Genomic DNA, 25,000 nt, shown 5'->3' with positions numbered 1-25,000 from the left:
GCTCCTCTCAAAAATCACCATACAGCTTTATGCAATTAGGAGTAGCATTTTTATCTTTCACTCTTACCTGACCGTTACACCGCTGAAGCCGGTTTATCTTTAGGTAAGAAAAATGCTACTAGTAATAATAATGGTAGCAAAGATACAACCATCATCGTAAAATCAATACCCCTATGATCCATTAATACACCAATGACCATCGCACCGATTGCACCCATTCCGAAAGCAAAACCAGTTGTTAAACCAGCCATTGTACCAATTTTTGTCGGGACAAGCTCCTGTGCATAGACAACTGTTACCGAGAAGCTAATCATAATAAGTGTACCGATAATCACTAAAAATATCATTGCTGCCCATAACGGTACATAAGGCAATGCTAAACAAAATGGCATCGGTACAACAACAGACAGTATAATAACGTTTTTTCTACCAATTCGATCTGATAATGAACCTCCGAAAAATGTGCCCACGACGCCAAAGGCCATAAAGGTGAAAATTAAAATTTGTCCAAGGCGAAGACTAACACCATAATGATCCATTAAATAAAATACATAAAAACTTGTAATATTAGTTGTATAAAATGATCTCGCAAAAATAATAGTAAATAGTAACGTCAACGCAATACCTACTTGTTTCTTTGTTAATGGGGGCAAATTAGAAACTAATACTCGCTTTTTCTTTGCTATACGTTCTTGCTCCAACTGCTTTTTATACCACTTTGCAATTTTACTTAATAGTAGAATACCAATTGCTGCTACTACTAAGACAATTGCGGCACCACGTTGTCCAAAAATAGCAAAAATATAAGCACTAATTAGTGGTGCGAGCGCTTGCCCAGAGTTACCTCCAACTTGATAAATCGATTGAGCAAGTCCTCTTTTTGAGCCTGCTGCCATAAATGAAACACGTGAACCCTCAGGATGGAAAATAGCTGAGCCAAACCCTAAAAATAATACTGCAATAATAATTATCCAATATTGTGATGTGAACGCTATAATAGCAATGCCTATGAATGAGCTTGCCATACCAATCGGTAGTGCGTAAGGCATCGGCTTTTTATCGCTAGCAAAACCAACAATTGGCTGTAATGCAGAAGCAAACATATTTAATGCGAACGAAATAAGACCTATTTGTGTGAAAGTTAGCCCTAAATCACTCTTCAATATCGGGAACATCGCTGGAATAACTGCTTGCATCGTATCATTGATAAGATGGGCAACAGCTATTGCAATCATAATTGGATAAACTGGATTATTTAAATTTTCTATTTTCTTATTCATGTCGCCACCTACTTTCCAATTTTATTCAATTTCCATTTATAAGAGATCGTCGCATACTCTTAACCTTTTTGCACAAGCTATTCATTGAAATAGCAGTTTTAAGGGAGTTGATTTATGTATGAATATAGACGAATTTTTTAAAGCTGATTTTTGGGAAATGATACTTAGGTCCACACTTTCCTTCTTTGCGTTACTCATCGTAACCCGACTACTAGGAAAAAAACAGCTTGGACAACTTACATTCTTCCACTATACAACAGGTATCACATTTGGTTCCATTGCATCAGAAATAGCAGCACAGGCTGAGACACCCTTTTTAGATGGACTCATTGCCCTCATTTGGTGGAGCGTTTTAACATATTTAATGACCATCATTACCATTAAATCTAAAAAAGCTCGTGTAATTGTTGATGACAAGCCAACAATCCTTATTCAAAATGGAATTATTTTAGAGTCTGCCTTAAAGAAGAATCGTTTGCATATGGATGAATTAGCGATGATGCTAAGGGAACAAGCCGTATTCTCTGTACAAGATGTACAATATGCGTTACTTGAAACTACGGGTAAACTAAGTGTACTACCAAGGCCTGCTGAACAACCAGCTACAAAACAAGATGTAAAGGCCGATGTCACACCACCAACCTATATACCAACAGAAGTAGCTTCAGATGGGAAAGTTATTTATGAAAACTTAGTTGAACTCCAATTAACTGAAGATTGGCTTATGAAAAAGCTGAAAAAGCAAAACGTCCAATCCGTAGAAGATGTTTATTTTGCTCAAGTTCAAGGAAACGGTTCCTTATATGTAAGCTTAAAGGATAAAGCAAGACGATCAAGCTCTTAACAGCTTGTCTCGTCTTGCTTAATCTATTTTTACAATATCTAATGGTGTAACAATGCCGATTAGTTTTTGATGGGGTTTCCCATGCTCCGTTATTAATAAAGCTTCAAAGCGGCGTCCCCGCTCTACGCCTTGTTTAAAAATATCTTCAGCTTCGTAAATGTTTATGTATCTACTTACAAATTTATAATTCACTCTATTCTTTTCATGCATTAATATATCATGTAAGGTCGGAATCTTCTTAGGTATTTGATCGCCTCCCATCATCGTAGCTAACCAGTTTGTAATTCCTACTGTCGTCACAAGCCCTTTAAATTGATCTTTATGATATACAGGGAACTGTGTAAATTTACGATGACGTATAACTTTTAACGCATGTTTCAGTGAATCCCTTTCCTGAAAAACTAGTACTTTTTTATGAAACATTTGACCAACTAGTGTTGGCTTAGCAAGTGTTGCATCTATATATTCAATTCTTTCCACCACGTCTATATGTGGTTCAGCAATGACAAATTCTAACGACGTGCGATGATGAACAATGGCATTTCGTAAATCTGCATAAGAGCGCAAGTCGTCTTCGTATTTACGAACTAGTACATCCTTCTTCTTAGCTTGATCGATAAGACGATAAAAGGGCATAAAGTCCTTTGCACCAACAATATCTCTTAACCTATGATCTATCCGATTAAACGCCGTAAGAAAGCGATCGGAATTTTCTGTAGCCAATTTATCCACATCCTCCTACTTATATTTATATATGTATTTTCCGAGTTGTTCGACAAATCGCGGGTTATAGCTACATTATATTCCTAAGTTATGGATATTCCAAGAACAGTTCTTAGATAAAAAAGCATCAACTCGGTAGGAATTTACCAGGTTGATGCTCTTAAATATGATTAAACCATTAAAATAAAGTTACTTATGTGTAACGGAATAGCACTTCAACAGACATGAAATTCTTACTTTAACCATGTAGCTAAGTACCCTATAGTTTTCTATTAGCAAGGTATATTTCCTTTAAATTTTCGTCATCGATGCATTTTTCTTCATTGTCAAAATTCCTATACTCACACAAATTATTGAGATAACTAATGTTAGAGATAGACTCCACCAATAATCCGACATCTCCATTGTGCCTCTCATTAATTGAACGCCATATACCGGTAATTTCCACGGTGATATTGTCCAAAATGCTCCCACTAAAGAATCTAATATTTGCCCAATAAATATGACAGCGAATGCACATGTTGTTGCTACCACTGTTTTAAAGGCAGCACTCATCATTAATGTCACCGCTATCACTAAGAGTAGCCAAGAAAAATACGTGAAAAAACTTGCCACGAGTGGCCCTATCTCTAATGTTCCATAAAGCACGACCGTATAGTATATGCTCGCAGCGAAACCAGCTAAAATACTAACAAGGCCAACAGTACTCATGACGATAAATTTGCTCATAAAATAAGCGCTGAACGATATAGGACGGACATACAATAAAGTAGCCATTCCACTTGTTCTTTCTTTACTAATGGCTCCTACGAAAGTAGCCATTAATACGAGTAAACCTATCGTTTGAAACTGTCCAATGGAGGCTTGTATTAGGTCAACCGGCATTAATTCAGGCATCAACATTTCAAAGCCTTCTGGTACGTTACCAACAGCATTTAAAATATCCATCATATAATAGTTTGTTAGTGGATCGCTCATGCCGAGCAAAGCAAATACAAGAGGTATCCATAAAAACTTCCAGCTTCGCCAAGCTTCTCTGAATTCCTTTTGCAGAAGTACAGTAAATCCTCTCATATTTTTCTCGCCACCTTCATGAAAATCTCTTCAAGTGATGCTGTTTGTCGCTCCACTTTTCGTATTTTATAAGGATATCTACTCAAATGTTGAAGCAGATCCTGCATACTCGGTTGCTCATCAATAATTTCTATATATACATGATTGCCCTTTATCTCTCCTCTAAGTTCAGATTGACTGGCAAAAAGTTGCGCCTCATTTTCAGTGCTAAATTCTACAACATAATTTGGTTCATCGAAACGTTGTCGAACTTCACGTAATGTCCCCTGTTCTACTAGCTTTCCATCACGTAAAAATAATAATTGATCTGTCATCTCTTCGGCATCATTTAAAATATGTGTTGAATATAAAATAGTTGTTTCTTGCTGTAAGCCCTTCAATAAATCAAGAACTTCCCTACGACCTACTGGATCCAATGCAGACACAGGTTCATCCAATAACAGTAATTTAGGCTTATGAACAATTGCCTGGGAAATTCCAAGCCGTTGCTTCATGCCACCAGAAAACGTGGAAATTTTCTTATTTAAATCATTACCTAGACCTACAAACTCAAGTGTTTTTTGTGCTTCTGCTTTTGCTTTTTTTGCTGGCACACCATTTAACTTTGCCGCCATTTCAGTAAACTCTAACGCACTTAACCAAGGATGGAATTGCGGATATTGTGGCAAGAAACCAATATTAGCTCTTACATCACCATCCAGCATTTTTACACTTCCGGAGGTTGGTTTTAATAAACCTGTTAGCATCGATAATGTCGTAGTTTTACCAGCGCCATTAGGCCCAATTAAAGCTGTCGATGTGTTTTTTTCTAGTGTGAACTCGATTCCATCCACAACTACTCTCTCTGCAAATTGCTTTGTAAGTCCTGTTACCTGAAATAATATCGTCATGATTGCTTTCTCCCAACTATAAAGTATGCAATCGATCCAATATAACTAGTAAAAACAATAAGAAACACCCATAAAATTTTAGGCCCATTTGTTGCATGGACTTTACGTAAATCAACTAAAGCTACAATCATTAAAATAAATTGAACCACTATTAGTGGTGCTATGACTGCCCATGGAACTTTCGCTAACTCCTCCATCATACAGATTCACCTCATCTTTGTTATATTATCACTATAACAAAATCTGTTCTAATATGTATAGCACAAATTTATGTATCTGCAGTTACAAACATTCCGGCTGAGCACTTTCCCGGGGCGTCCGATGAGCCGCATCGCTTGCGCTACAAGATCTCATCAATGATCCTGATTCCCAAGGAGTCACTCAGCCTTCACTCTGATCAATTTAACAAATATCATCCATATGTTTCTTCCACCTAAATTGGGTATACATTAATTCGAATCAAAACCGTTAGGACCATCGACTGCTAACGCCATAGCTAAAGCGTAGAATGTGCGACGTGCTCCAGCACAGTTTGGAGATTCTTTATCAGTAGTTGTTAGGTCTGTAGCCGAGCTAACAGTCCCACCTGTATTTGAAGCATCAGCTAATATATCTAAGCGAGCTAAATCCCAAAGACCTGAACGACCGTGTGATGGGAAGGTACTTTGACCATGTAATGCTCGACCAACTTCAAGTTGGAGTTTAACTGCTTCCCCGATTTTATTATTTATACTTGCAAATCCTTGACCTGTGAATCCAGGATAAACATTGAACAACCCGACCATGGCTTGATTGATCCCCTCGCCCTTATTAGGTATTTGCCACGGATTTTTAATCAACTCGGATGAACCTAACATAGCATTTTCCGGAATGTACATACCCCAATATTTAGCTTTGCTAAACAAATTATTAATTAAAGTGTTTTTGATAGTTGAATAGTTTGTAAAAATATCTTGGTAGGTATTAATCATCTGAGCGACCATAATTCCAGAATCCGAATCAGAATTTGGAACAAGATTGTACCATGATGAAACTGTTGGATTTTCAATCAAGCTTGCAAAGATTTGTAAGAATGTCATTGCAAATGTATTATATGCTGGAGAATCAAATCGAGATCGCAGCATATTATTCGTTAAGTTTACTTCGGAATATCCATGAACCGGAAGAACTCTTTTAGCAGTTAATGCATCGTTAAAAGGCTCTTGTTGAAAACACCCTTTAGAATCATTAGCAACTGACGTATTTGAACCCCAATGGGTATAGCTAAGAACATCTCTGATAGCATTTTTCAAGTTATAGGCAGGATTTAATGAAGCTCCAGTCTTATTCACTTTTACATCATAAACATGTGCCGCCATCCATAAAGCAATTGTATTTAGCGATTCGTTAAGAATAAATCGCTGGTTTTTAGTGTTGAAATAGGAATGGTGATCTATATAATCTCTACCACTTGTTCCTGGTTGAATAGCAGCAAAAGAAACTTGTCCTGAGCTGTCAAGAACTGTTGGCATCTCTAAGTATTTTTTTTGAGGATCGGTGGATAAATCTGCGGTAATTATCCAATATCCTATTTGACCCGAATATGGTCCAGTAGCAAAACGGTACGCTTTTTCTGAATCATTGTATGTCCAAGCAGACGGAGTCCGATGATACATTAAAGCATGGTATTCTATAGAACTTAATACTTCATTAGCAAAATAGTCTCGGTATCGCACTAACAACTCATCTACATTAAAAAGTGATACATCACTTTGAGATTCATCCAACTTCTTAAGCATTGCTACACCAAGATAAAGAAAGCCTGCTAATGGATTGATTGACGGGAAATTATATGTTCTTTCCAAAAGCTTAGGAATAACCGTATTAACCATTTCCTTGTAAACTGCATCACGCTCTCCAACCAATGCCTTTTGTTGAGCGAACTGGGCGCAGAACATCATTAATTGCCCAACACCTTGTTGATATGTGGAAGCATCACCTGTACCATTTAATAAATGATTTTGGAAAAATTTCCGCACTCGTGGATATCGACCTTTATCCTTCTTATAAGGATGGTTTAAAGATTCCTGCTCGTTAGACAATAGAAAAGCTTCTGTAAAGGCTTGAGCCTCTTGTAAGGGTGTAAATGTAGTCAATTGATTCACTCCTAAATTTGTATTTTCAACTTACAAACATTAAAGTGAAAAATATTTCCAAAAATAAACCAATTTATTATTTTTTGTGCTGATCACCATAACGTGGGGTTGTATATCCAACTTTTTAGTTTTATCGGAACACTTTCAGGAATTATCGCCCAACTTTTTAGTTTTATCGATGAACTTTCACGTTTTATCACCCAACTTTTAACTTCTTTCAGCGGGTGTCCAAACGTCCGCTGAAAGAAGTTAAAGCCTGCGGCAGATGTCACGGAATCAGAAAGGAGTTCTTTGTGCGAGCACAAAGGCGATTCCGGACGCAATTATGCCGAGGCATAATTGATTTTTTATCGACATCCACTATTCAAAGCGCAAAAATGTATAATTCACTAACTAAAAAAGAAGATGTACCAAAGTTGAAATAACCTTTTGGTACATCTTCTCATTTATTTGTATAGCTTCTGCAACGCATCTGCCATTTTTGGACGAATTGTTACTTGTGGGCGGGCGTTCTTTACGGCCACTTCCGCTTCCTCTAGAGAATTGGCCATGCCAAGCTCCATTAATACAGCAGTGGCAGCCACTCCAGCGCGACCTCCCCCGCTTCCGCAATGGAAGTACACTTTCTGCCCATTCTCATAGGCAGAAACAATTTCTTTCGCAACTTTTTGAATAGATGGCGCTACTTCTATGTCCTCATCAGCAATTGGCATATGCTTGTACGCATATGAAGCCGCTTCTTGCTCCTCATTAGATAAGCCATTTACTCGAACATCAATGACGATATCAACCGTTTCTTGTTCAAAAGCTAAATCTGCATCTTTCGCACCGCCAAAGAATAATCGATCCTTCACTAATACATCGTAATTTTTCTCCATTGTATGCACGCTCCAAACGACTATTTAAGTAAATGCTTAATATCATCATAAAATGGAAGAGCCGTTAATGCCCCTGCTTTAGTAGCTGCTAAAGCACCAAGCTTATTACCAAAGCTTACACAACGAACAAGTTCCTCTTCCGTTGTAGGTAAACCATTATAATGAACATCGCGTAATACACCAGCCATAAATGCATCTCCGGCACCTGTAGTATCTACTGGCACAACCTTTTCTGTCGGTACATGGATAACCTCACCATTTAATACCGCATATGTGCCATTTTCCCCTACTGTTACTAAAATAATAGGCACTAAATAACTGTTTAATTGCTCAATTCCCTCTTCCAAGCTAGTTGTTTCTGTCAGGAAAAATAATTCTTCATCAGTTACCTTTAAAATATCTACGTGCTCAAAAAATGACGTGATCGTTTCGCGGCAAACCTGCTCACTGCTCCAGCGTAGAGGACGAATATTCGCATCCATTGCGATAATTGCCCCTTTTTCCTTTGCCATCTCTACAGCAGCGCGTGTTGTATCAAGGGCTGTAGGATGGAACATTGTACCTGAGCACACAGTTAGAGCAGATGCATGTTTAAATGCTGCTTCATTTAAGTGTGTTGCTTCTACTTGTAAATCTGGCGTCTCATCGACATAATCTTTAAAAATTCGCTCACATGCTTCTGTTAAATGTACATAGACACCGCTAACACGCTTCGTAGGGTTAAATACTGCATAATCTAGGCTTACCCCTTCTTGTGCAAGGCCATCTCGAACAAACTGAGAACCTTCGTCATCTCCTGTGATCGTAATCAATGACGATGGAGCCCCGATACGGCTAATTCCCGCAGCAACATTTACTGTTGCGCCACCCATATATTTAGTAAATGATGTGTTTGTTACATCATCAGCGATATAGTCAATAAAAGCATCTCCATAAACTAAAATATAATCCTTATCTTCCTTTGTCATTGTTGTCCTCCCGAAACTCTAGTCATTATAGATTAACACGAAATCTGATATCGTATAAAGTTTTAAACTTTCGGAAAAATAGTATCAGAATATCACCATTTACTCAAAAACTTGAGTCATGCTCTATCTTTGTTATACTTGCCTATAGAAAGGTGGGGATTTTGACAATGAGTATTACAATTCGACAAGCGCAACCACAGGATGCCCATGCCGTTGTACCATTAATTATTGATGCGATTGGTGATATTGCCAACCGTTTAACAGGTGAACAAACAGCGAAAGCCGTTGAACAAGAACTTACTGTACTATTCAAGCGTGAGGACAATCGACATTCCTATTTAAATACTTTTGTTGCTATTGAGAATGAGCAAGTATTAGGAACTCTTGTTTACTATAATGGTGTCGAAGCCATTCATATGGATGCAAATCTCGTAAAATGGCTTGAAGAAAAAAATGCGCCATCCATCATCATCGATAAAGAAGCTCATGAAGATGAATATTATATTGATACTATTTGTGTAGCACCAGAAGCTCGTGGTAAAGGGATAGGAACATCATTACTACAATTTTCCATAGAGGAAACACAAAAACGAGGCTATACAAAATTATCATTAAATGTTGAAACGGAAAAAGAAGACGCTCGTCGCCTTTATGAACGCATGGGCTTTGTCATTACAGAGCCATGGTCCATAATTGATGAGCCATTTCATCATATGGTAAAGCAATTTTAGGAAGTGAAACAAAAAAACATGAAGAAAAATTTATTTTATCCTCTTTTAATTGTCATTGCTTCTAGTAGCTACGGTGTACTATCGACAATTGTCAAAGTAGCTATGCAGCATGGCTTTACAACAGGAGAGGCAGTATCAAGTCAATATATTATTGGCTTTATGCTTGTTGCAACTATTTTTATAGTGACACAAAGACAATTACCGAAGCTTTCTAAAAAGGGACTGCTTATTTTGGTGTGCGCCGGGATATTTACCGGAACTACAGGAATTATATACGGCGAATCATTAAAGTATCTACCAGCCTCTCTTGCAGTAGTAATGCTCTTCCAATTCACATGGATCGGCTTATTAATAGATTGCGCACTTCATAAACGCTTACCAAGTCGGGCTGAAGTGATTTCCATCATTGTATTATTTGCCGGAACTATTTTAGCTGCTGGTGTACTAAATGTAGATTTAAGCGGTATTGCTATTCAAGGCTGGCTACTAGGTTTTGCTGCTGCCTTTACTTTTGCTTGCTTTATCCAATTTAACTCTCGTCACGTGGAAGGTATTACAACTACATCACGAGTGTTGATTGTTTCCTTTGTCGCTCTGATCATGATTAGTATTTTCCTAAACCCTGAAGTACTTTGGAACGGTAAATTATTTGCCGGGGGGTTATGGAAATTCGGACTAGCACTGGGACTCTTCGGTATTATTTTGCCAATTTATTTATTCTCTATAGCTGTTCCGAAAGTGGGAGGAGCTCTTGCCTCTATTTTAAGTGCTATGGAGTTGCCTGTTGCTGTAACCGTTTCAGTTATTGTTCTCCATGAACCATTAACTTCTTTACAAATAGCGGGTATTATTTTGGTTATTTTAGGTATGATGTTACCGACAATACTTTCGCAACGACGACAAAAGCAAAAATCTTTAGAGCCTATTAGTAAGTAAATACTTTGATTAGAAAGGGAGATATATCATTTTTTTGATACATCTCCCTTATTTCTTTTATAAACCAAGCGCTCGGTACATAAACGCTGTAAATTGTGCGCGTGTTAAGTTTTCATCCGGTCTAAAATTACCGTTCTCATCGCCTAGTGCAATGTTATGGTCCGCTAGTGTAGCAATGTATCCACTCGCCCAGTGTGATGGATCGACATCCTTGAACGTACTATTGCCCTCTGGCGTTAGGCCAAATGCAATCACCATCATTTTTGCCATTTGGGCACGTGTTATATATGCATCTGGGCGGAAAGTTCCGTTTGTACCATCCACGATACCTGCTCGTTGCAGTCGTGTAATTTGTTCATAATATACATGGTTTTTAGGTACATCCGAAAATGATACAGCCTCTCGAATTGGTGTTGGTTGTAACGCACGGTCAATCATAAGCACCACATGCTGACGTTGAGCCAGATCGTTTGGTCGGAAAGTGCCATCTGGATAACCTTTAATAATGCATCGCTTGGCAACTTCTTTAATCATATCTTGTGCCCAGTTCGTGGAAATATCATTGAAAGTAATATCACAGCCACTACTCTCTTTCATCCATCGAGCATATAACGTTATGTCTGCTGTGACTACATCTTTCGCAAAATCCCATGCCTTTGTGAAGTCTTTATTTTTATACCAGCCGATAAATATGTGGCCTTCCTTCGTTGGTTTAGAAGCAGCCTTCACTAAAGCTTTATACACCACTGTTTGTGACGGGATTTTACTACCTCCGTTTGAATCAAAAGTAACGATAAAACTACCTTCTGACACATTATCCTTTGTCCATTTCGCATACAACGTTATGTCTGATGTTACTTTATCTTTCGCAAAGTCCCATACATTTTTAAGCTCTGCATTCTTATACCAGCCAGTAAATTGATAGCCATCCTTCATTAGAGTAGTTGGGGCCTTCACTAGGTCATTAAATCCAACTGTTTGTGGCTGTACTTCACTCCCACCATTGGAGTCAAAAGTGACAGTATTTAGATGCGTCCAGCCAGATCCTCCACCTGCTGTGTTATCCTTTATCCATTTCGCATATAACGTAACATTTTGGGTCACTACGTCTTTTGCAATATCCCATGGTACTGTCAATTCTTTATCTTTGTGCCAGCCGTCGAATGTATAACCTTTCTTCTTCTGAGCAGCTGGTACTTTCACTAATTCGTTATATCCCACTTTTTGTGAAGAAACTTCGCTTCCTCCATTGGAATCAAATGTAACAATGTAACTTGCTTTCGACCATTTAGCATGTAGTGTGATATCTTTTTTCACTACATCTTGATCGAAATTCCATACTTCTGTCAGTTCCTTATCTTTATACCAACCTGCAAATGTGTATCCTGCTTTTACTGGATTAGATAGTGCTTTTATAAATTCACCATATTCTACAGATTGGGATGGAACTTCACTTCCGCCATTGGCATCAAAAGTAACGATGAAGCTTTCTTTCGACCATTTAGCGTATAGCGTGATATCTTTTTTCACTACATCCTGATCGAAATTCCATGCTTCTATCAGCCCTTTATCCTTATACCAGCCTTCAAATGTGTATCCCGCTTTTACTGGAGAGGATGGTATTTTCACTAATTCACCATGTTCTACTGTTTGGGATGGAACTTCGTTTCCTCCATCGGTATCAAACATGACAGCAAGAGGACTCCACTTAGCGTAAACAGTCATTGGTTTGGATACAGTATCACTCCAGTTTATCGTATAATCTTCATCTTCAAACCATCCCAAAAAGGATTTCCCACTCTTAAATTGAAATTTAAAAGGAGTTGTAGCCCATTGGAATTCATGTACTCCATGAAAGGTTATAAAATCTAATTGATTATAACTAAATGCTTCCGATTCTATTGTGGTCACACTTGCGGGGATTTCTACACTTGTCATCTGATTATAAGCAAATGCATAGTTTTCTATCGTTTTTACGCTTGTGGGGATCTCTATATTTGTTAATTGATTACTAAAAAATGCTCGCTCTCCTATCGTTTCTAAGCCTGAGGATAGTTCTATACTTGTTAATCGATTTTCAGAAAATGCACTGTTTCCTATCGTCGTCACACTTGGGGGTAGTTCTATTTTTGTTAATTGATTTTCAGAAAATGCACCGATTTCTATCGTTGTCACGCTTGTGGGGATTTTTATACTTGTTAATTGATTATCAGTAAATGCAAATGGTTCTATCTTTTTCACTCTTGAGGGGATTTCTATACTTGTTAATTGATTTTTAGAAAATGCACTGCTTCCTATCTTTGTCACGCTTGATGGTATTTCTACACTTGTTAATTGATTTTCAGAAAATGCACCGATTCCTATTGTTGTCACGCTTGATGGTATTTCTACACTTGTTAATTGATTATCAGCAAATGCTCTCTCTCCTATCGTTGTCACACCTGATGGTATTTCTACACTTGTTAATTGATCATCAGCAAATGCACGATCTCCTATCGTTGCTACGCTTGATGGTATTTCTACACTTGTTAATTGATTATCAGCAAATGCACCGATTCCTATCGTTGTCACACTTGATGGCATTTCTACATTTGTGAGTCGTTTATTAGCAAATGCTCTGTATCCTATTTCTAAAACTGGTTTACCATTGATTTCATCAGGGATAACGATATCCTTTGAAGAACCCTTATAGCCCGTAATGACAACACCATTGAACATACTTCGCGTTATGAACTCATCTTCATTTTCATTTATTGCTGAGACTTCATCTTCATTGTTTGGTGCTTTGCCATTTTCTTCATTATTACCTAGTGTTTCATTTTCATCATTATCACTTGGTGCTCCGTTCCCTTTTTCATTTTCAATTGGGGCTATATGATCGACTTCATTATTTGATGTTACAGTTTCATCTTCGTTGTTTAATGCTTCGCTTTCATCTTCATCATTCGGCGTTACAATATCATTCTCCGCATTGCTTATCGCATAAACAGATAGGCTGCCCAATGACAATTGAGAAAACACTAAAAGCGTGGAAACTAATACTAAAAAGGCTTTTTTCATTTAGTAATCTCCTTTCAAAACTAAACTCTGGTATCACTTCTAAATCAGGGTCAACATACAAAAAAGTTAACTTCCTCTTGCTCTGATCAGCTTGCGTTTTCGTATTAGATGAATGAAAAAGAAATACTTAGAAACATCAATACTATTATCACAAATACAAGATTATTTACTTTTTACACTTAATCTATACCTCTAACCGAACCTCTTTAAACATATTTTCCCTCTTTTAAGTATTTTTTTACTTTTCGTCGCTTGCAATTACCTAGTGCGAATTGAATCTTGTGCAATGACATACCCCAGAGTTAGTGATGGTACCACTCCTGGATTCTTGCAACAGTAGAATCATCACGAACCATTTTTCAACACTTTTTTTGAAAAATTATTCCATTTTTAAAAACAAAAAAAACATCCTTCTATCTTAAATCTTAAAGATTTAAGATTTTGCTCATTAAAATTAAAATCTACTGAAAAAAATGCAAATCAATCTTTGCTTACTTTTGAACATATTTTGATAAACTACTTATTTGCATCATTATGATAATTATGTTCAACCTTATTTTTGAGATTGAATCAGGTGATGTTCACTAGGAATTACCTCATAAAGAAAGGACTTTTCTCCACCTACTACAAGACAAAATCAATATTTGTTGGTTTTTAAACAAAACGTGATAATTTCAATTTTGTAGTAATAAGAGTTTCAAATTCACATCCAATCTGACGATCAATAGACAGATAAAATCTATTTATTTAAGAACGATTAAACGGCTTAAACCCACTAAAATACCGGGCTTAAGCTGCTTTAAACATTTTTGAGAATTCCCATTCTCTACTTGATAGAGAGCGGACCACAACCGAACTAATCTGTTTGCCTAGAATCATGATTTAGGGATTCCTTTCAAAATCCCCAAAATCAACATTTGTTCACTTTCGTAATAATCTATCCTCAAAACTCTTAAACTTGAAACTCTCCGCTACTTTAAAGAGTTTCCAACTTTAGTGAAGCACTATTGCTATCTAGTATTTACATAGTTATGATGAATCTAATTATAATTTTTTAATTATTCTAACATTAATGTTGGGTTTTAGTATTATACTGATAGTATGTAAGTTTTTCACTATAGGGAGGAGGAAGATTATGCAGAGAACACGTATCTTCGGTTTTTTACTTGTGCTGATGGTTATCGTCTTAGCTGCTTGTAGTAGTGACAAGGCTGCTACAAAAGATAGCGGCAAAACGTCCAGTTCTGAAAAGACCGATGTAGCGGCTACGCCATCTGGAAAGCTTGTTATTTATACAGGACGCGATGAAGAGATGGTGCAAAAGGTAATCGATCAGTTTAATGAAAAGTATCCGGACATTGAAGTGGAATTTTTAACGATGGGCGCACAGCAAATTTTAGAACGCCTACGTGGTGAAAAAGCAAATCCTCAAGCTGATTTTTGGTGGGGCGGTACGCAATCTGCACTAACTGTAGGCGCCAATGAAGGTTTGCTTCAAGCTTGGAAGCCTAGCTTTAACGACTCCATTGATGCGGCTTATAAAGATCAAGATGGTCGTTGGTTTGGTGAAATGTTACTGCCAGAAGTCATTATGATTAACAAGGATGTATTAACGAAAGAAACGGGTCCACAAGATTGGGATGATTTATTAGATCCAAAGTGGAAAGATAAAATTTTAATTCGTGGTGTGTTAGCATCTGGGACGATGCGTACTATTTATTCATCTATGATTTTACGTCAAGGTGCAGATTCGCCTGAGAAGGGCTACGATTGGTTATTAAAATTAGATGCCAACACGAAGGAATATACACAAGATCCAAATGCACTTTATTTAAAGATGACACGACAAGAAGGCAGTATTTCTTTATGGAATTTACAAGATATTTTATTAAAGAAATATACGACTGATTATCCGTTTGATTATATTTATCCGAAAAGTGGTGCACCGATTTTAGTTGATGGTGTTGCTGTTGTCAATAATGCCAAAAACTTAGAAAATGCAAAGCTCTTCGTAGAGTTCTTATTTGAAAAAGGAATGGTCACTCAGCTAGCAAACGATTACTATCAAATTCCTACTCGCTCCGATATCGATAAAGCTGCAATGCCTGAGTGGTATAAAGAATTAGACTTAAAAACGTTTGATATAGACTGGAAACTCATGACTGATAAAGAAGCAGAATGGATGGAGCATTGGGATAATAATATTAAAGGGCGCGGAAAAAAGTGATCGAGAATTAAAAAGTTGTGAACCTGTCCTATGTTGCTAACAGGTTACTCACAAAAAATCAGGAATGATATTTGTTAAAACGTATGTCATGCATATAAGTTGATTGGAGTGGAGACTGGGCGACTCCTTGGGGATCAGCGATAGAGGAACGAAGGCTAAAACCATCACATCCTGTGATAACGCCTTCGTGACCAACATCGTGTTGGCCCGAGACCCTGCAGCGAAGCGAAGCGGCTCATCGGACGCCCCCAGGAAGCTCTGCTCTGCGCGAAAGCGAAGCGTCAGCGGCAAATGTTTTATCTGTGCGAAAGCGAAGCGTCAGCAACAAAGCGCCCAATCGGAACGGAAATCAACCCCACGTTATGGTGATGAGCCTTTTAATATCATAAGACATCTATGAATATTGTTCATATCTTTAAGCCTCGAGTATATTTTTGCTCGAGGCTTCATGTAACTAATTTTCTAACGGGAAAGGAGCATTTCAGTTGAAAAGTGTCAAAATAAAAAATGTCTCTAAGAAGTTCGGTCACATTCATGGCGTAAAAGATTTAGATCTTCATATTAAAGCTGGTGAATTTTTCACCTTCCTCGGCCCAAGTGGTTGTGGAAAAACGACTACATTAAGGATGATAGCCGGCTTTTATTACCCAAGCGAAGGGAAAATTCTTTTTGATGATTTTGATGTGACAAGGCTTCAACCTAATAAGCGGAACATCGGTATGGTGTTTCAAAATTATGCCCTCTTTCCACATATGACGGTAGATGAAAATATTGCCTTTGGCTTACAAGTACGAAAATTTTCGAAGTCGGAGATCAAACAAAAGGTTGACCGTATTAGAGGGCTCGTTCATTTATCGCAATATGGTAATCGGAAAATTAATGAATTATCTGGTGGGCAGCAGCAACGGGTTGCATTGGCAAGAGCACTTGTGATAGAGCCCGATATTTTATTGTTAGACGAGCCATTGTCGAATTTAGATGCTAAATTACGCGAAGAAACGCGCGTTGAAATAAAACGTATTCAATCCGAGCTCGGTGTTACAACCATCTATGTTACGCATGATCAAATGGAAGCTATGTCCATGTCAGATCGGATAATGGTCATGGAAAATGGGAACGTCAGACAAGTCGGTACTCCGCAAGAAATTTATAATCGACCTTCTAACCGCTTCGTCGCAGATTTTATTGGTGAGACAAACTTAATTGAGGCGATAATTGATGCTGTTAATGGTGACGATGTACAAGTAAAAACAGCAAGTGGACTTGTTTTGACTGGGCGAAAGCAACAAAGCTCCCCCACTTTAACGCATATGATTGGAGACAAAGTGTTTATTTCTATTCGTCCTGAATCTATTAATCAAGGTACTGGTGAAAACACATTAACAGGTAAAATCACTTTTGTTGAATTTACAGGAATTAGTGTGAACTATATTGTAGAATGTCTAGATTTTTCACTAAAAGTAATGATTATCAATATGAACGGTCACTTAAAAAAGATTGGCGAAGACATCACCTTAAATATAGCCCAAGATTCACTGTATTTTTTGGGAGAATAGGAGGGTAACAACATGGAAAAAACACACCTCAATCCTTCTGAAGGAAATGCATGGACACGACTAACTAGGTCAAATTGGTTTGTCTATATTTTAGTTGCACCTTTATTTTTAGTGTTGTTTGCCTATGTAGTATACCCGTTCTATCAAACTTTTACAGAAAGCTTTTCTGGTGATGATGCACTATCTAATTATAAAAATTTCTTTAGTATAGCTAGCCCAGCAAATATAGAGGCATTGTGGACTAGTATTTATATATCCGTTATCAGTGTTATTTGCTGTGCAATCGTCGGTGTAGCTATGGCATTTTTATTGGAACGCTATGATTTCCCAGGCAGACGAATACTCTCTGTTTTAGTATTGGTACCCATGGCTCTTCCGCCGTTAGTAGGTGTGCTGTCCTTTACATTTTTGTATGGTGAGAGTGGTATTTTCCCACGTGCGTTTCAGCACCTTTTCGGTTTAGAGCAAGTTCCATTTTCATTAAAAGGCATATGGGGGGTTATCATAGTACATGCATTCACGATGTACACTTACTTCTACTTAACCGCCTCAGCAGCTATAAAAGGTCTTGATCCAGCTTTAGAAGAAGCCGCAACAAGCTTAGGTGCCGGGCGTGTTCGAGTATGGATAAAAGTTATTCTGCCCATGTTAACACCCTCGATTGTTGCCTCATCCTTACTCGTATTTATGATTTCTATGGCATCCTACACTGCACCTTTAATGTTCGGTGTTGAACGCACGATGACCATGCAAATCTATTTATCACGTACGAATGGGAATTTAGATATGGCAGCGACACAATCTATGATTTTATCCTTTGTGTCCATTACCTTTTTAATTATTATGCGCTGGTATCAAAACCGCCGAAATTACCAAAATCTCAGCAAGGGTATTAGTGTTCATCGATCTGAAGTGTCTTCAAGACGTATGAAAGTTATGGCGACTATTGCGTCTTTCATAGGTACATTAATTTTAATTTTGCCGATTTTAGTGCTTATATTAATTTCATTTTCCGTTGATGGTGCATGGAAAACGCAAATTCTCCCAACAGACTATACATTGGATCATTATCACGCTCTTTTTACAGATGAACGGACGTGGCGACCGATTTGGAATTCTGTTCGAATGGGGATTGTTGCCACAATCGGCAATATCATTTTCGGTGTTGCGGCAGCCTATGCTATGGTACGGTTAAATTTTAAAGGTAAAACATTACTCGATATTTTAATCATGGTTCCTTGGGCATTGCCAGGTACGGTTGTAGCTGTCAATTTGATCGCAGCCTTTAGTACGGAAAATATCTTCTCCTTTAATCAGGTTCTTATCGGGACGTTCTGGATTTTGCCGTTAGCTTATTTTATTAGACATTTACCTCTTGTTTTCCGATCAACATCGGCATCACTTGTGCAATTAGATCAATCTATCGAAGAAGCATCCCGAAGTTTAGGTGCAACATGGTGGTATTCATTTAGACGTATTGTATTACCACTTACATTTACGGGCATTTTGGCAGGTACATTACTAGCACTTGTTCAAAGCTTTGGCGAATTCGTAGCGTCTATTCTTCTTTACAGTACGTCAACGATCCCATTATCAGTGGCGATATTCCAAAAATTGTATTCTTTTAAATTTGGAACTGCTTGTGCATATGGTGTCTTACAAATTTGTTTAATTTTAATTGTACTTATTATTTCCGAGAAGTTATCTAAAGGCAGTGCTGGTTCGGCCATATAACTGCCAATCTACTAGGAGGCAATAACTATGTTTGAAGATTTCCGCAACAAGACCCAGCGAGAAGATGGGATGATCTTTCCTTCTAATATTTATCGTAAAATTGTCTTGCAACCAGCTTACGATGAAGCTAAGAAAAATTTTTTAACAATTATGTTGCAAATCAATATTGCACACTTAAAAATGTTAGAAGAACAGGGTCTAGTCAAAAAAGAAGAGGCTAAAGAAATTGGTACTGCTTTAAAAAAACTAGACTTGAACTATTATCGTATAGAGGATTACAGCCCGCGATATGAGGATTTGTTTTTCCGCATCGAAAATAAATTAATAGAGCTTGCTGGTGATGTTGCAGGGAATCTTCACATTGGTAGAAGTCGTAATGATATGGGCATTGCCATCTATCGCATGACTTTAAGAAAAAAATTGTTGTTGCTTATGCAAGAATTACTGACATTACGGGATGATTTAATCGCAGCTGCTGAGGAGCACGTTGATACGATTATGATTGGCTATACACATACGCAGCAGGCACAGCCAACAACCTTTGCGCATTATTTGAAAGCTGTCATCGATCAACTTGAACGAGACTTTGAACGTTTACAACATGTCTATAAAACGGTGAACCGCAGTAGCATGGGGGCTGCGGCATTAACGACAACAGGCTTCAATATTAATCGAGAGCGCATGCGTGAGTTATTGGCATTCGATGATATTATCGAAAATGCGTGGGATGCTGTTGCTGGTGCCGATTATATTGCAGAGGCAGCGAGTATCGTGCAACTTGCGGCACTTAATCTTGGCCGCACATCCCAAGATTTCTTACTATGGGCTACACAGGAATTCAATGCATTTACGCTAGCAAGCCCGTACGTGCAAGTTAGCTCTATCATGCCACAAAAGCGCAATCCTGTTTCGATCGAGCATACACGTTCATTGCTATCAGCAGTTGTTGGTGATGCTAGTACAGTATTACAAATGGTACATAATACACCTTTTGGAGATATCGTAGACACAGAGGATGATATGCAACCTTATTTATGGCGCGCCATCGACCGTTTAATAGGTATTTACAAACTATTTGGTTCACTTGTTGTCACGATGGATGTAAACAAGAAAAAACTAAGAAATCGAGCAGAAAACAGCTTTGCCAATGTGACAGAGCTCGCCGATACGTTTGTGCGCACTGAAGGGATTTCCTTCCGCCAAGCACATAGTATTGTTAGTAAATGTATTAAAGTATTGCTCTCTCATGGGGAGGAATCTCTAGCAAGCCTTACATGGGGTCTTGCCAATACACAATCTAAATTAATTACTGGTAAACCATTAAAAATTTCCGAGGAAGATTTTTATAGCACATTAAAACCAGAAACTTTCGTCGGTGTACGTACATTATTTGGTGGTCCAGCGCCCGTAACGATGAAAGAATCTCTTGAACGCTCCAAGGCAAATTCTCATAACCTTAAAGAGTGGGTTAGTTTGAAAGAGTCTATGATTATTGAGGCAGAAAAACAATTAACAGTAATAATCGAGGAATGGAATCAATGATGGAATGGCTACTTATAATTGACGGTGGTGCTACAAAAACGGCATGTGCGCTCGTACATGCCGAGTCTGGTGAAATAAAATATACAACATCAACAAGTGGCACGAATTATCAAGCAATCGGTGCTGCATCTACTACAGAAATATTGCAAGCATTATTAGCAAATGTGCAGGACTTTTTACAACAGCATGATGATTCAAATATTGCTGTTGCTACCTTTGCAATGGCTGGGATTGATTCTCCCAAAGATCATGAAACCGTATCAGCAATCGTTCATAGTGCACTATCTACATTACAGTTAAAGATAGATACGCTTATTATAGAAAATGATGCACAAGCCACTTTACTTGGTGTTACTGCTGGACAGGCAGGCGCATTACTCATTGCTGGAACAGGAGCCATTGCGTACGCATTTGATGGTACACAAATAGTACGTGCAGGTGGTTGGGGGCATCGTGCAGGAGATGAAGGCAGTGGCTATTGGTTAGGACAAGAGGTTATACGCGCCATTTTCCGCATGGAAGACGGGCGTGGTGAGCCGACCCTATTAAAAAGTCCTGTCTATGATTACTTACGAATCCAAGATGTTACAGAGCTAGCTTCCTGGCTATTCCGTCCATCCTACACGAACGCGCAGCTTGCAAAAATGGGTGCATTCTTGGCAGATGCCGTGACTAAAAAGGATTCATGTGCCATTCAAATATCAAAGCGTGGTGCTCAAGAATTAGTACTCCTTGCATGCGCTGTGTTGAAAAAAATTGACTATAAGGGCGATACATTCAACCTTTATTGTAATGGTGGTGCCATTAAGCATAATCCATTAATTTTCAAAACTTTTTCATATGAAATGAAATCGATGTATCCACAAATTGAGATTTCTCTATGTCAGCATCAGCCTATCCTTTATCTTATAGAGCGAACAAAAATGGCCTATGACAGTTTGTAATGTCATAGGCTCTTCATGTTGTTGAAAAACTATTATTCAATTAAGGTGTCTATTTAAATAAAGTATGACTCTTCTGTAAAACGAGGGGTTGATTTCCGTTCCGACTGGGCGCTTTGTTGCTGACGCTTCGCTTTCGCACAGTTAATACATTTGTTGCTGACGCTTCGCTTTCGCACAGAGCAAAGCTTCCTAGGGGCGTCCGATGAGCCGCTTGAGCCAACACGATGTTGGTCACGAAGGCGTTATCACAGGACGTGATGATTTTAGCCTTCGTTCCTCTATTACTGATCCCCAAGGAGTCGCCCAACCTCCACTCCAATCAACCACTCCACATAAAATGTAACTTCTGGCATGTCATTCACATCTTTTTCGTTCTAACATTAAAGTGCCATTTTTTTCAGTTCATTTGTCGTGAAATATAAATAGCTGTCCTTCACAAATAAATCTTTCGTTTCTTCCCTATTTAACATTTGTTCTCCGCTTCCATCTGGACGAATCTTCGTTAAATACGCTCCGTGTGAATAATTACTAAAATATAGCCAGCCATCTGCATAAACGAGGTACTGTGCACGCGAATTAGAGACGCGTTTCGATTTACCTGTTTTTAAATCAAGGACATACAATTTATTATCATCAGCAACATTACTATAAAATATTTGTTGCCCTACTTGTGCAGCGAAATCTACATTGTGAAAGTAGTTATACGTCGTACTCGTTGCTTTCGGGTAGTCGTTAGCAATCCACGTATGATCCTTTGCCATCGTTCGATCATCCACTAAAAAGTATTGATAGCGAACCGCCCCTTTACGATCAGGCACCGGGTCATTCCATGTTGTATCGAGGTGATACCATTGACCATCCAGCTTTACTAAATTCCAAGCATGTCCCTCCTGTCCGACATAGCCTACGATATATTTTGTTTCTATACCTAGCTTTTGTAACATCGAATGAGCGAGCAATGCATAGCCCTGACAAACGCCGCCATGTTCTGCAAGCACTGTATAAGCGCTGTGTGGACTTGAATTCGTTTGATCCGTATAGGCGGTATTGGCGACGATATAATCATTGACCGCCCTAACCTTCTCTACTTCACTTAACGATTTCTCATTGATAGAGGCTACAATCTCTTGCACATTCATTTCAACGAATGCTGCCTGTTCTGGTGTCATTAAATAGCTTTGCTCTCCAAAGATTTTGGCTGTTTTTCTTCCATATTCAAAACGAATTGAATGTTTACTAATATGTCCATATACATAATCATCTCGTTTTATAGCATTTTCATAGGCTTCTTCCACTAGCTGTTCAATTCTTTGTGTATCGCCTTTATATTGAATCTCAAACGTAGGTGAAAAACTACTATAGTACGCATACATCGCATCAGCCATTTCCTTTGCATTTGTTACAACTAACTTTGCTTCAGGTTTTTTGGCTACAGGCGCTGTAACGGCTCCTTCTTCTGGCTTTTCTTCTATAGGTGTGGCCGTTTCAATGGAGGCATTCTCTGAAAGTTTAGCAGTAACATCTATGATTTTGTCCTTTGTTGAAAGAAGCATCGTTTCTATTTCATCATTATTTGACCAAGTCATTACTTGTTGCACAACTGCTTTACCAGCCGTATAAATAGGGTCAATAAAAATAATTAAAATTACGATAATGGCTAATTTTTTCCACAAAATCCTCACCTCCAAACGTTATCCTGTTTTCATTATATACAAAAAAAGCACAAAGGACTCACTTGGAAGTCCTTTTGTGCTTTCATTTTATTAATAGATAAGTATTTGAAGTTTATTTTATTTTAAACTTCTGTTCTTTGCCATTAACATTATAAACTAAATAATTATCATTAATTCTTAAATCAGAAACTGCTTGCTTCACGAGCACCTCAGTTTTTAATGTTTTAAGATTTAATTTTGTTAAGTAGCCACTGTTACTGTAATCACTGAAATATAAAAAGTTATCTGCTCCTGTAATATACAAGGCACGTCTATCAATGACCTTTGTTTTCTTACCGCTTGCTAAATCAAGCGTATACAATTTATCTTTGTCTGCCGTATTGCTAAAGTACAGTGTATTATTAACCTGATATGCAAAATGAACATTTTGCATATAGCTATAATTTGTACTTGTTGCAGCAGGATAATTTGATGCTATCCATTTATGATCTTTCTTAAGCTGTGCATCCGTTACTAAAAAATAATCGTACGAAGAAGCACCGAAACGATTTGGTAATGGATCATTCCATGTTGTATCTAAATGATACCATTTACCATCAACCTTCACTAAATTCCATGCATGTGCCTCGTTACCATTAACAGTACCCACAACATATTTTACATCGAACCCAGCTTGTTCTAACATTTTATAAGTTGTTAACGCGTAGCCCTGACATACAGCTTGTCCTTCCATTAACAATGCATAAGCACTATGGGGACTAGCCTTTGTTTTAGTACCATATGCTGTATTTGACACAATATAATCATTAATCGCTTTTACTTTTTCGAATTCTGTTTTCATTGAAGGCTTAATAATCGTTTTTAATATTTGATCTACCTTTTTTTGTACGGCCGCTTCTTGTGTTTGGTTAGTCAAATACTTCACTTTAAATGTCACATTGCCCGTTGAGTCTGCAGAAATAGCAGTACTTTCCATATGACCACTCGCATAGACTGCTTGCTCCTGTGCTTTTTCAAAGGACTCCATAAAATTCTTTTTGAAATCAGTCATTGATCCACTATATGTAATTTTAATTTCGGGAGCGAAATTATTTAATTGCTTTACGATTTCTGTTGTGAATTGATCCCAAGTTGTTACTTTTGTATCAGCTACTACATTATAAGCAAACACAGAGGAAGTATTTACTGAGCGAGCGTCTGCATTTTGAGCATAGGCTGCTGTTGGACTTAACATCAGTAATGCTGCTCCGCTTATCAACCATTTCTTCACAATAAATCACCTTCCATTTGTTATATTCTTGTAATCAGAATAACAGATAAAGGAACTATAAATCTATCGGACAAGTTCACTATCCGTGACTTTCAACTGTATACATAACACACGAACCATAGGTATAAATTCCCTAAAATAAAATATAAGTATCGAATTAAACTATATTTTTGTAAAAAAATAAAAACTCACTTGTTTTTAAGTGAGTTTTCTATATATTAATGATCTTTTTTTATAGGGTAGGCTTCTCTTTATTTAACGACTTTTCACTACTAAATTGACTGCTTCTTGAATAGCTTCATTCATTTTCTCGCCATCACCTTCAGCATTTTGTACACATTCTAAAAGATTCGTACTAACAATAACACCAACTGTACGATCTACTGCTGAGCGTACTGCCGATAATTGAGTAATGACTGCCTTACAGTCCTTTTCTTCTTCCATCATTTTTAAAATTCCACGTAGCTGACCTTCCATCCGTTTCACACGATTTTTCACTTGATCTGAATATTCCATCATCATAGCTCCTTCTTTC

Annotated in this window: 20 protein-coding genes; 8 read left to right on the top strand and 12 right to left on the bottom strand. The window is 37.8% G+C overall.

Annotation, left to right across the window (positions count from 1 at the left end; all coding sequences use genetic code 11):
• Positions 1-74 precede the first annotated feature (74 nt).
• On the bottom strand, positions 75-1,280 hold the full coding sequence (locus tag ACMZ42_RS15770) for an MFS transporter (protein ID WP_402874540.1): 1,206 nt from the start codon (positions 1,278-1,280) through the stop codon (positions 75-77).
• A 118-nt stretch (positions 1,281-1,398) separates the two neighbouring features.
• Between ACMZ42_RS15770 and ACMZ42_RS15765 the strand changes: the two genes are divergently transcribed.
• Complete coding sequence (locus ACMZ42_RS15765; protein ID WP_370079579.1) at positions 1,399-2,124, top strand: DUF421 domain-containing protein; 726 nt, start codon at positions 1,399-1,401, stop codon at positions 2,122-2,124.
• 18 nt (positions 2,125-2,142) lie between these two features.
• On the opposite strand, the gene ACMZ42_RS15760 is transcribed toward ACMZ42_RS15765, so the two are convergent.
• The 7 genes from ACMZ42_RS15760 to ACMZ42_RS15730 all read right to left on the bottom strand — a co-directional run bounded on the left by ACMZ42_RS15760 (position 2,143) and on the right by ACMZ42_RS15730 (position 8,792).
• A complete protein-coding gene (locus ACMZ42_RS15760; RefSeq protein ID WP_370079577.1) occupies positions 2,143-2,856 on the bottom strand; it encodes a CBS domain-containing protein in 714 nt (237 codons plus the stop codon).
• Between the two features lie 282 nt (positions 2,857-3,138).
• Positions 3,139-3,921: an ABC transporter permease gene (locus ACMZ42_RS15755; protein ID WP_370079576.1), complete on the bottom strand. Its 783-nt coding sequence runs from the start codon at positions 3,919-3,921 to the stop codon at positions 3,139-3,141.
• Positions 3,918-4,811, bottom strand: coding sequence for an ATP-binding cassette domain-containing protein (locus ACMZ42_RS15750; protein WP_370079574.1), 894 nt, complete (start codon positions 4,809-4,811; stop codon positions 3,918-3,920). Before ACMZ42_RS15750 ends, ACMZ42_RS15755 begins: the two co-directional genes overlap by 4 nt.
• The gene (locus ACMZ42_RS15745; protein ID WP_370079572.1) at positions 4,808-5,011 is read right to left on the bottom strand and encodes a PLDc N-terminal domain-containing protein; all 204 of its coding nucleotides are present in this window, start codon (positions 5,009-5,011) and stop codon (positions 4,808-4,810) included. The genes ACMZ42_RS15750 and ACMZ42_RS15745 overlap by 4 nt, the downstream gene beginning before the upstream one ends.
• Before the next feature lie 249 nt (positions 5,012-5,260).
• A complete protein-coding gene (locus ACMZ42_RS15740) occupies positions 5,261-6,946 on the bottom strand; it encodes a hypothetical protein (protein WP_415731973.1) in 1,686 nt (561 codons plus the stop codon).
• Positions 6,947-7,392: 446 nt separating this feature from the next.
• Positions 7,393-7,824, bottom strand: coding sequence for a dual specificity protein phosphatase family protein (locus tag ACMZ42_RS15735; RefSeq protein ID WP_370079568.1), 432 nt, complete (start codon positions 7,822-7,824; stop codon positions 7,393-7,395).
• Between the two features lie 20 nt (positions 7,825-7,844).
• Positions 7,845-8,792 carry a carbohydrate kinase family protein gene (locus ACMZ42_RS15730; protein WP_370079566.1) on the bottom strand — a complete coding sequence of 316 codons (948 nt, stop codon included), beginning with the start codon at positions 8,790-8,792 and terminating at the stop codon, positions 7,845-7,847.
• 167 nt (positions 8,793-8,959) lie between these two features.
• Here ACMZ42_RS15730 and ACMZ42_RS15725 point away from each other — a divergent pair, with 167 nt between their 5' ends.
• Both ACMZ42_RS15725 and ACMZ42_RS15720 read left to right on the top strand, forming a co-directional pair.
• A complete protein-coding gene (locus ACMZ42_RS15725) occupies positions 8,960-9,523 on the top strand; it encodes a GNAT family N-acetyltransferase (protein ID WP_370079564.1) in 564 nt (187 codons plus the stop codon).
• A gap of 18 nt (positions 9,524-9,541) precedes the next feature.
• Positions 9,542-10,459: an EamA family transporter gene (locus ACMZ42_RS15720; protein ID WP_370079562.1), complete on the top strand. Its 918-nt coding sequence runs from the start codon at positions 9,542-9,544 to the stop codon at positions 10,457-10,459.
• Positions 10,460-10,516: 57 nt separating this feature from the next.
• On the opposite strand, the gene ACMZ42_RS15715 is transcribed toward ACMZ42_RS15720, so the two are convergent.
• Positions 10,517-13,519: an InlB B-repeat-containing protein gene (locus ACMZ42_RS15715; protein ID WP_415731972.1), complete on the bottom strand. Its 3,003-nt coding sequence runs from the start codon at positions 13,517-13,519 to the stop codon at positions 10,517-10,519.
• 1,135 nt (positions 13,520-14,654) lie between these two features.
• On the opposite strand from ACMZ42_RS15715, the gene ACMZ42_RS15710 reads away from it, so the two are divergent.
• The 5 genes from ACMZ42_RS15710 to ACMZ42_RS15690 all read left to right on the top strand — a co-directional run bounded on the left by ACMZ42_RS15710 (position 14,655) and on the right by ACMZ42_RS15690 (position 21,522).
• Positions 14,655-15,746 (top strand): extracellular solute-binding protein, encoded by a 1,092-nt coding sequence (locus ACMZ42_RS15710; protein ID WP_402874514.1) that lies wholly within the window; start codon positions 14,655-14,657, stop codon positions 15,744-15,746.
• A gap of 485 nt (positions 15,747-16,231) precedes the next feature.
• Positions 16,232-17,302 carry an ABC transporter ATP-binding protein gene (locus ACMZ42_RS15705; RefSeq protein ID WP_370079556.1) on the top strand — a complete coding sequence of 357 codons (1,071 nt, stop codon included), beginning with the start codon at positions 16,232-16,234 and terminating at the stop codon, positions 17,300-17,302.
• Positions 17,303-17,314: 12 nt separating this feature from the next.
• On the top strand, positions 17,315-19,036 hold the full coding sequence (locus tag ACMZ42_RS15700; RefSeq protein ID WP_415731971.1) for an ABC transporter permease: 1,722 nt from the start codon (positions 17,315-17,317) through the stop codon (positions 19,034-19,036).
• Positions 19,037-19,063: 27 nt separating this feature from the next.
• On the top strand, positions 19,064-20,578 hold the full coding sequence (argH, locus tag ACMZ42_RS15695; protein ID WP_370079552.1) for an argininosuccinate lyase: 1,515 nt from the start codon (positions 19,064-19,066) through the stop codon (positions 20,576-20,578).
• Complete coding sequence (locus ACMZ42_RS15690) at positions 20,575-21,522, top strand: N-acetylglucosamine kinase (protein ID WP_415731970.1); 948 nt, start codon at positions 20,575-20,577, stop codon at positions 21,520-21,522. Before argH ends, ACMZ42_RS15690 begins: the two co-directional genes overlap by 4 nt.
• 380 nt (positions 21,523-21,902) lie before the next feature.
• On the opposite strand, the gene ACMZ42_RS15685 is transcribed toward ACMZ42_RS15690, so the two are convergent.
• From ACMZ42_RS15685 to ACMZ42_RS15675, 3 genes are all read right to left on the bottom strand, one after another.
• Positions 21,903-23,204 carry a transglutaminase domain-containing protein gene (locus tag ACMZ42_RS15685; RefSeq protein ID WP_415731969.1) on the bottom strand — a complete coding sequence of 434 codons (1,302 nt, stop codon included), beginning with the start codon at positions 23,202-23,204 and terminating at the stop codon, positions 21,903-21,905.
• A gap of 103 nt (positions 23,205-23,307) precedes the next feature.
• Entirely contained in the window at positions 23,308-24,465 is a 1,158-nt protein-coding gene (locus tag ACMZ42_RS15680; RefSeq protein WP_402874496.1) for a transglutaminase domain-containing protein, read from the bottom strand.
• Positions 24,466-24,720: 255 nt separating this feature from the next.
• On the bottom strand, positions 24,721-24,981 hold the full coding sequence (locus ACMZ42_RS15675; protein ID WP_004233098.1) for a metal-sensitive transcriptional regulator: 261 nt from the start codon (positions 24,979-24,981) through the stop codon (positions 24,721-24,723).
• Positions 24,982-25,000 lie beyond the last annotated feature (19 nt).

The sequence above is a fragment of the Lysinibacillus sp. NPDC056185 genome (assembly GCF_047737915.1).
In the GTDB taxonomy this organism is placed as follows: domain Bacteria; phylum Bacillota; class Bacilli; order Bacillales_A; family Planococcaceae; genus Lysinibacillus.
This window is presented reverse-complemented; position numbering and strand designations above follow the sequence as displayed.

Excerpts from the sequence above, each read along its gene's own strand:
- ACMZ42_RS15770 (WP_402874540.1), bottom strand. The coding sequence starts at position 1,280 with ATGAATAAGAAAATAGAAAATTTAAATAATCCAGTTTATCCAATTATG.
- ACMZ42_RS15765 (WP_370079579.1), top strand. The coding sequence starts at position 1,399 with ATGAATATAGACGAATTTTTTAAAGCTGATTTTTGGGAAATGATACTT.
- ACMZ42_RS15755 (WP_370079576.1), bottom strand. The coding sequence starts at position 3,921 with ATGAGAGGATTTACTGTACTTCTGCAAAAGGAATTCAGAGAAGCTTGG.
- ACMZ42_RS15750 (WP_370079574.1), bottom strand. The coding sequence starts at position 4,811 with ATGACGATATTATTTCAGGTAACAGGACTTACAAAGCAATTTGCAGAG.
- ACMZ42_RS15745 (WP_370079572.1), bottom strand. The coding sequence starts at position 5,011 with ATGATGGAGGAGTTAGCGAAAGTTCCATGGGCAGTCATAGCACCACTA.
- ACMZ42_RS15735 (WP_370079568.1), bottom strand. The coding sequence starts at position 7,824 with ATGGAGAAAAATTACGATGTATTAGTGAAGGATCGATTATTCTTTGGC.
- ACMZ42_RS15730 (WP_370079566.1), bottom strand. The coding sequence starts at position 8,792 with ATGACAAAGGAAGATAAGGATTATATTTTAGTTTATGGAGATGCTTTT.
- ACMZ42_RS15725 (WP_370079564.1), top strand. The coding sequence starts at position 8,960 with ATGAGTATTACAATTCGACAAGCGCAACCACAGGATGCCCATGCCGTT.
- ACMZ42_RS15720 (WP_370079562.1), top strand. The coding sequence starts at position 9,542 with ATGAAGAAAAATTTATTTTATCCTCTTTTAATTGTCATTGCTTCTAGT.
- ACMZ42_RS15715 (WP_415731972.1), bottom strand. The coding sequence starts at position 13,519 with ATGAAAAAAGCCTTTTTAGTATTAGTTTCCACGCTTTTAGTGTTTTCT.
- ACMZ42_RS15710 (WP_402874514.1), top strand. The coding sequence starts at position 14,655 with ATGCAGAGAACACGTATCTTCGGTTTTTTACTTGTGCTGATGGTTATC.
- ACMZ42_RS15700 (WP_415731971.1), top strand. The coding sequence starts at position 17,315 with ATGGAAAAAACACACCTCAATCCTTCTGAAGGAAATGCATGGACACGA.
- argH (WP_370079552.1), top strand. The coding sequence starts at position 19,064 with ATGTTTGAAGATTTCCGCAACAAGACCCAGCGAGAAGATGGGATGATC.
- ACMZ42_RS15690 (WP_415731970.1), top strand. The coding sequence starts at position 20,575 with ATGATGGAATGGCTACTTATAATTGACGGTGGTGCTACAAAAACGGCA.
- ACMZ42_RS15675 (WP_004233098.1), bottom strand. The coding sequence starts at position 24,981 with ATGGAATATTCAGATCAAGTGAAAAATCGTGTGAAACGGATGGAAGGT.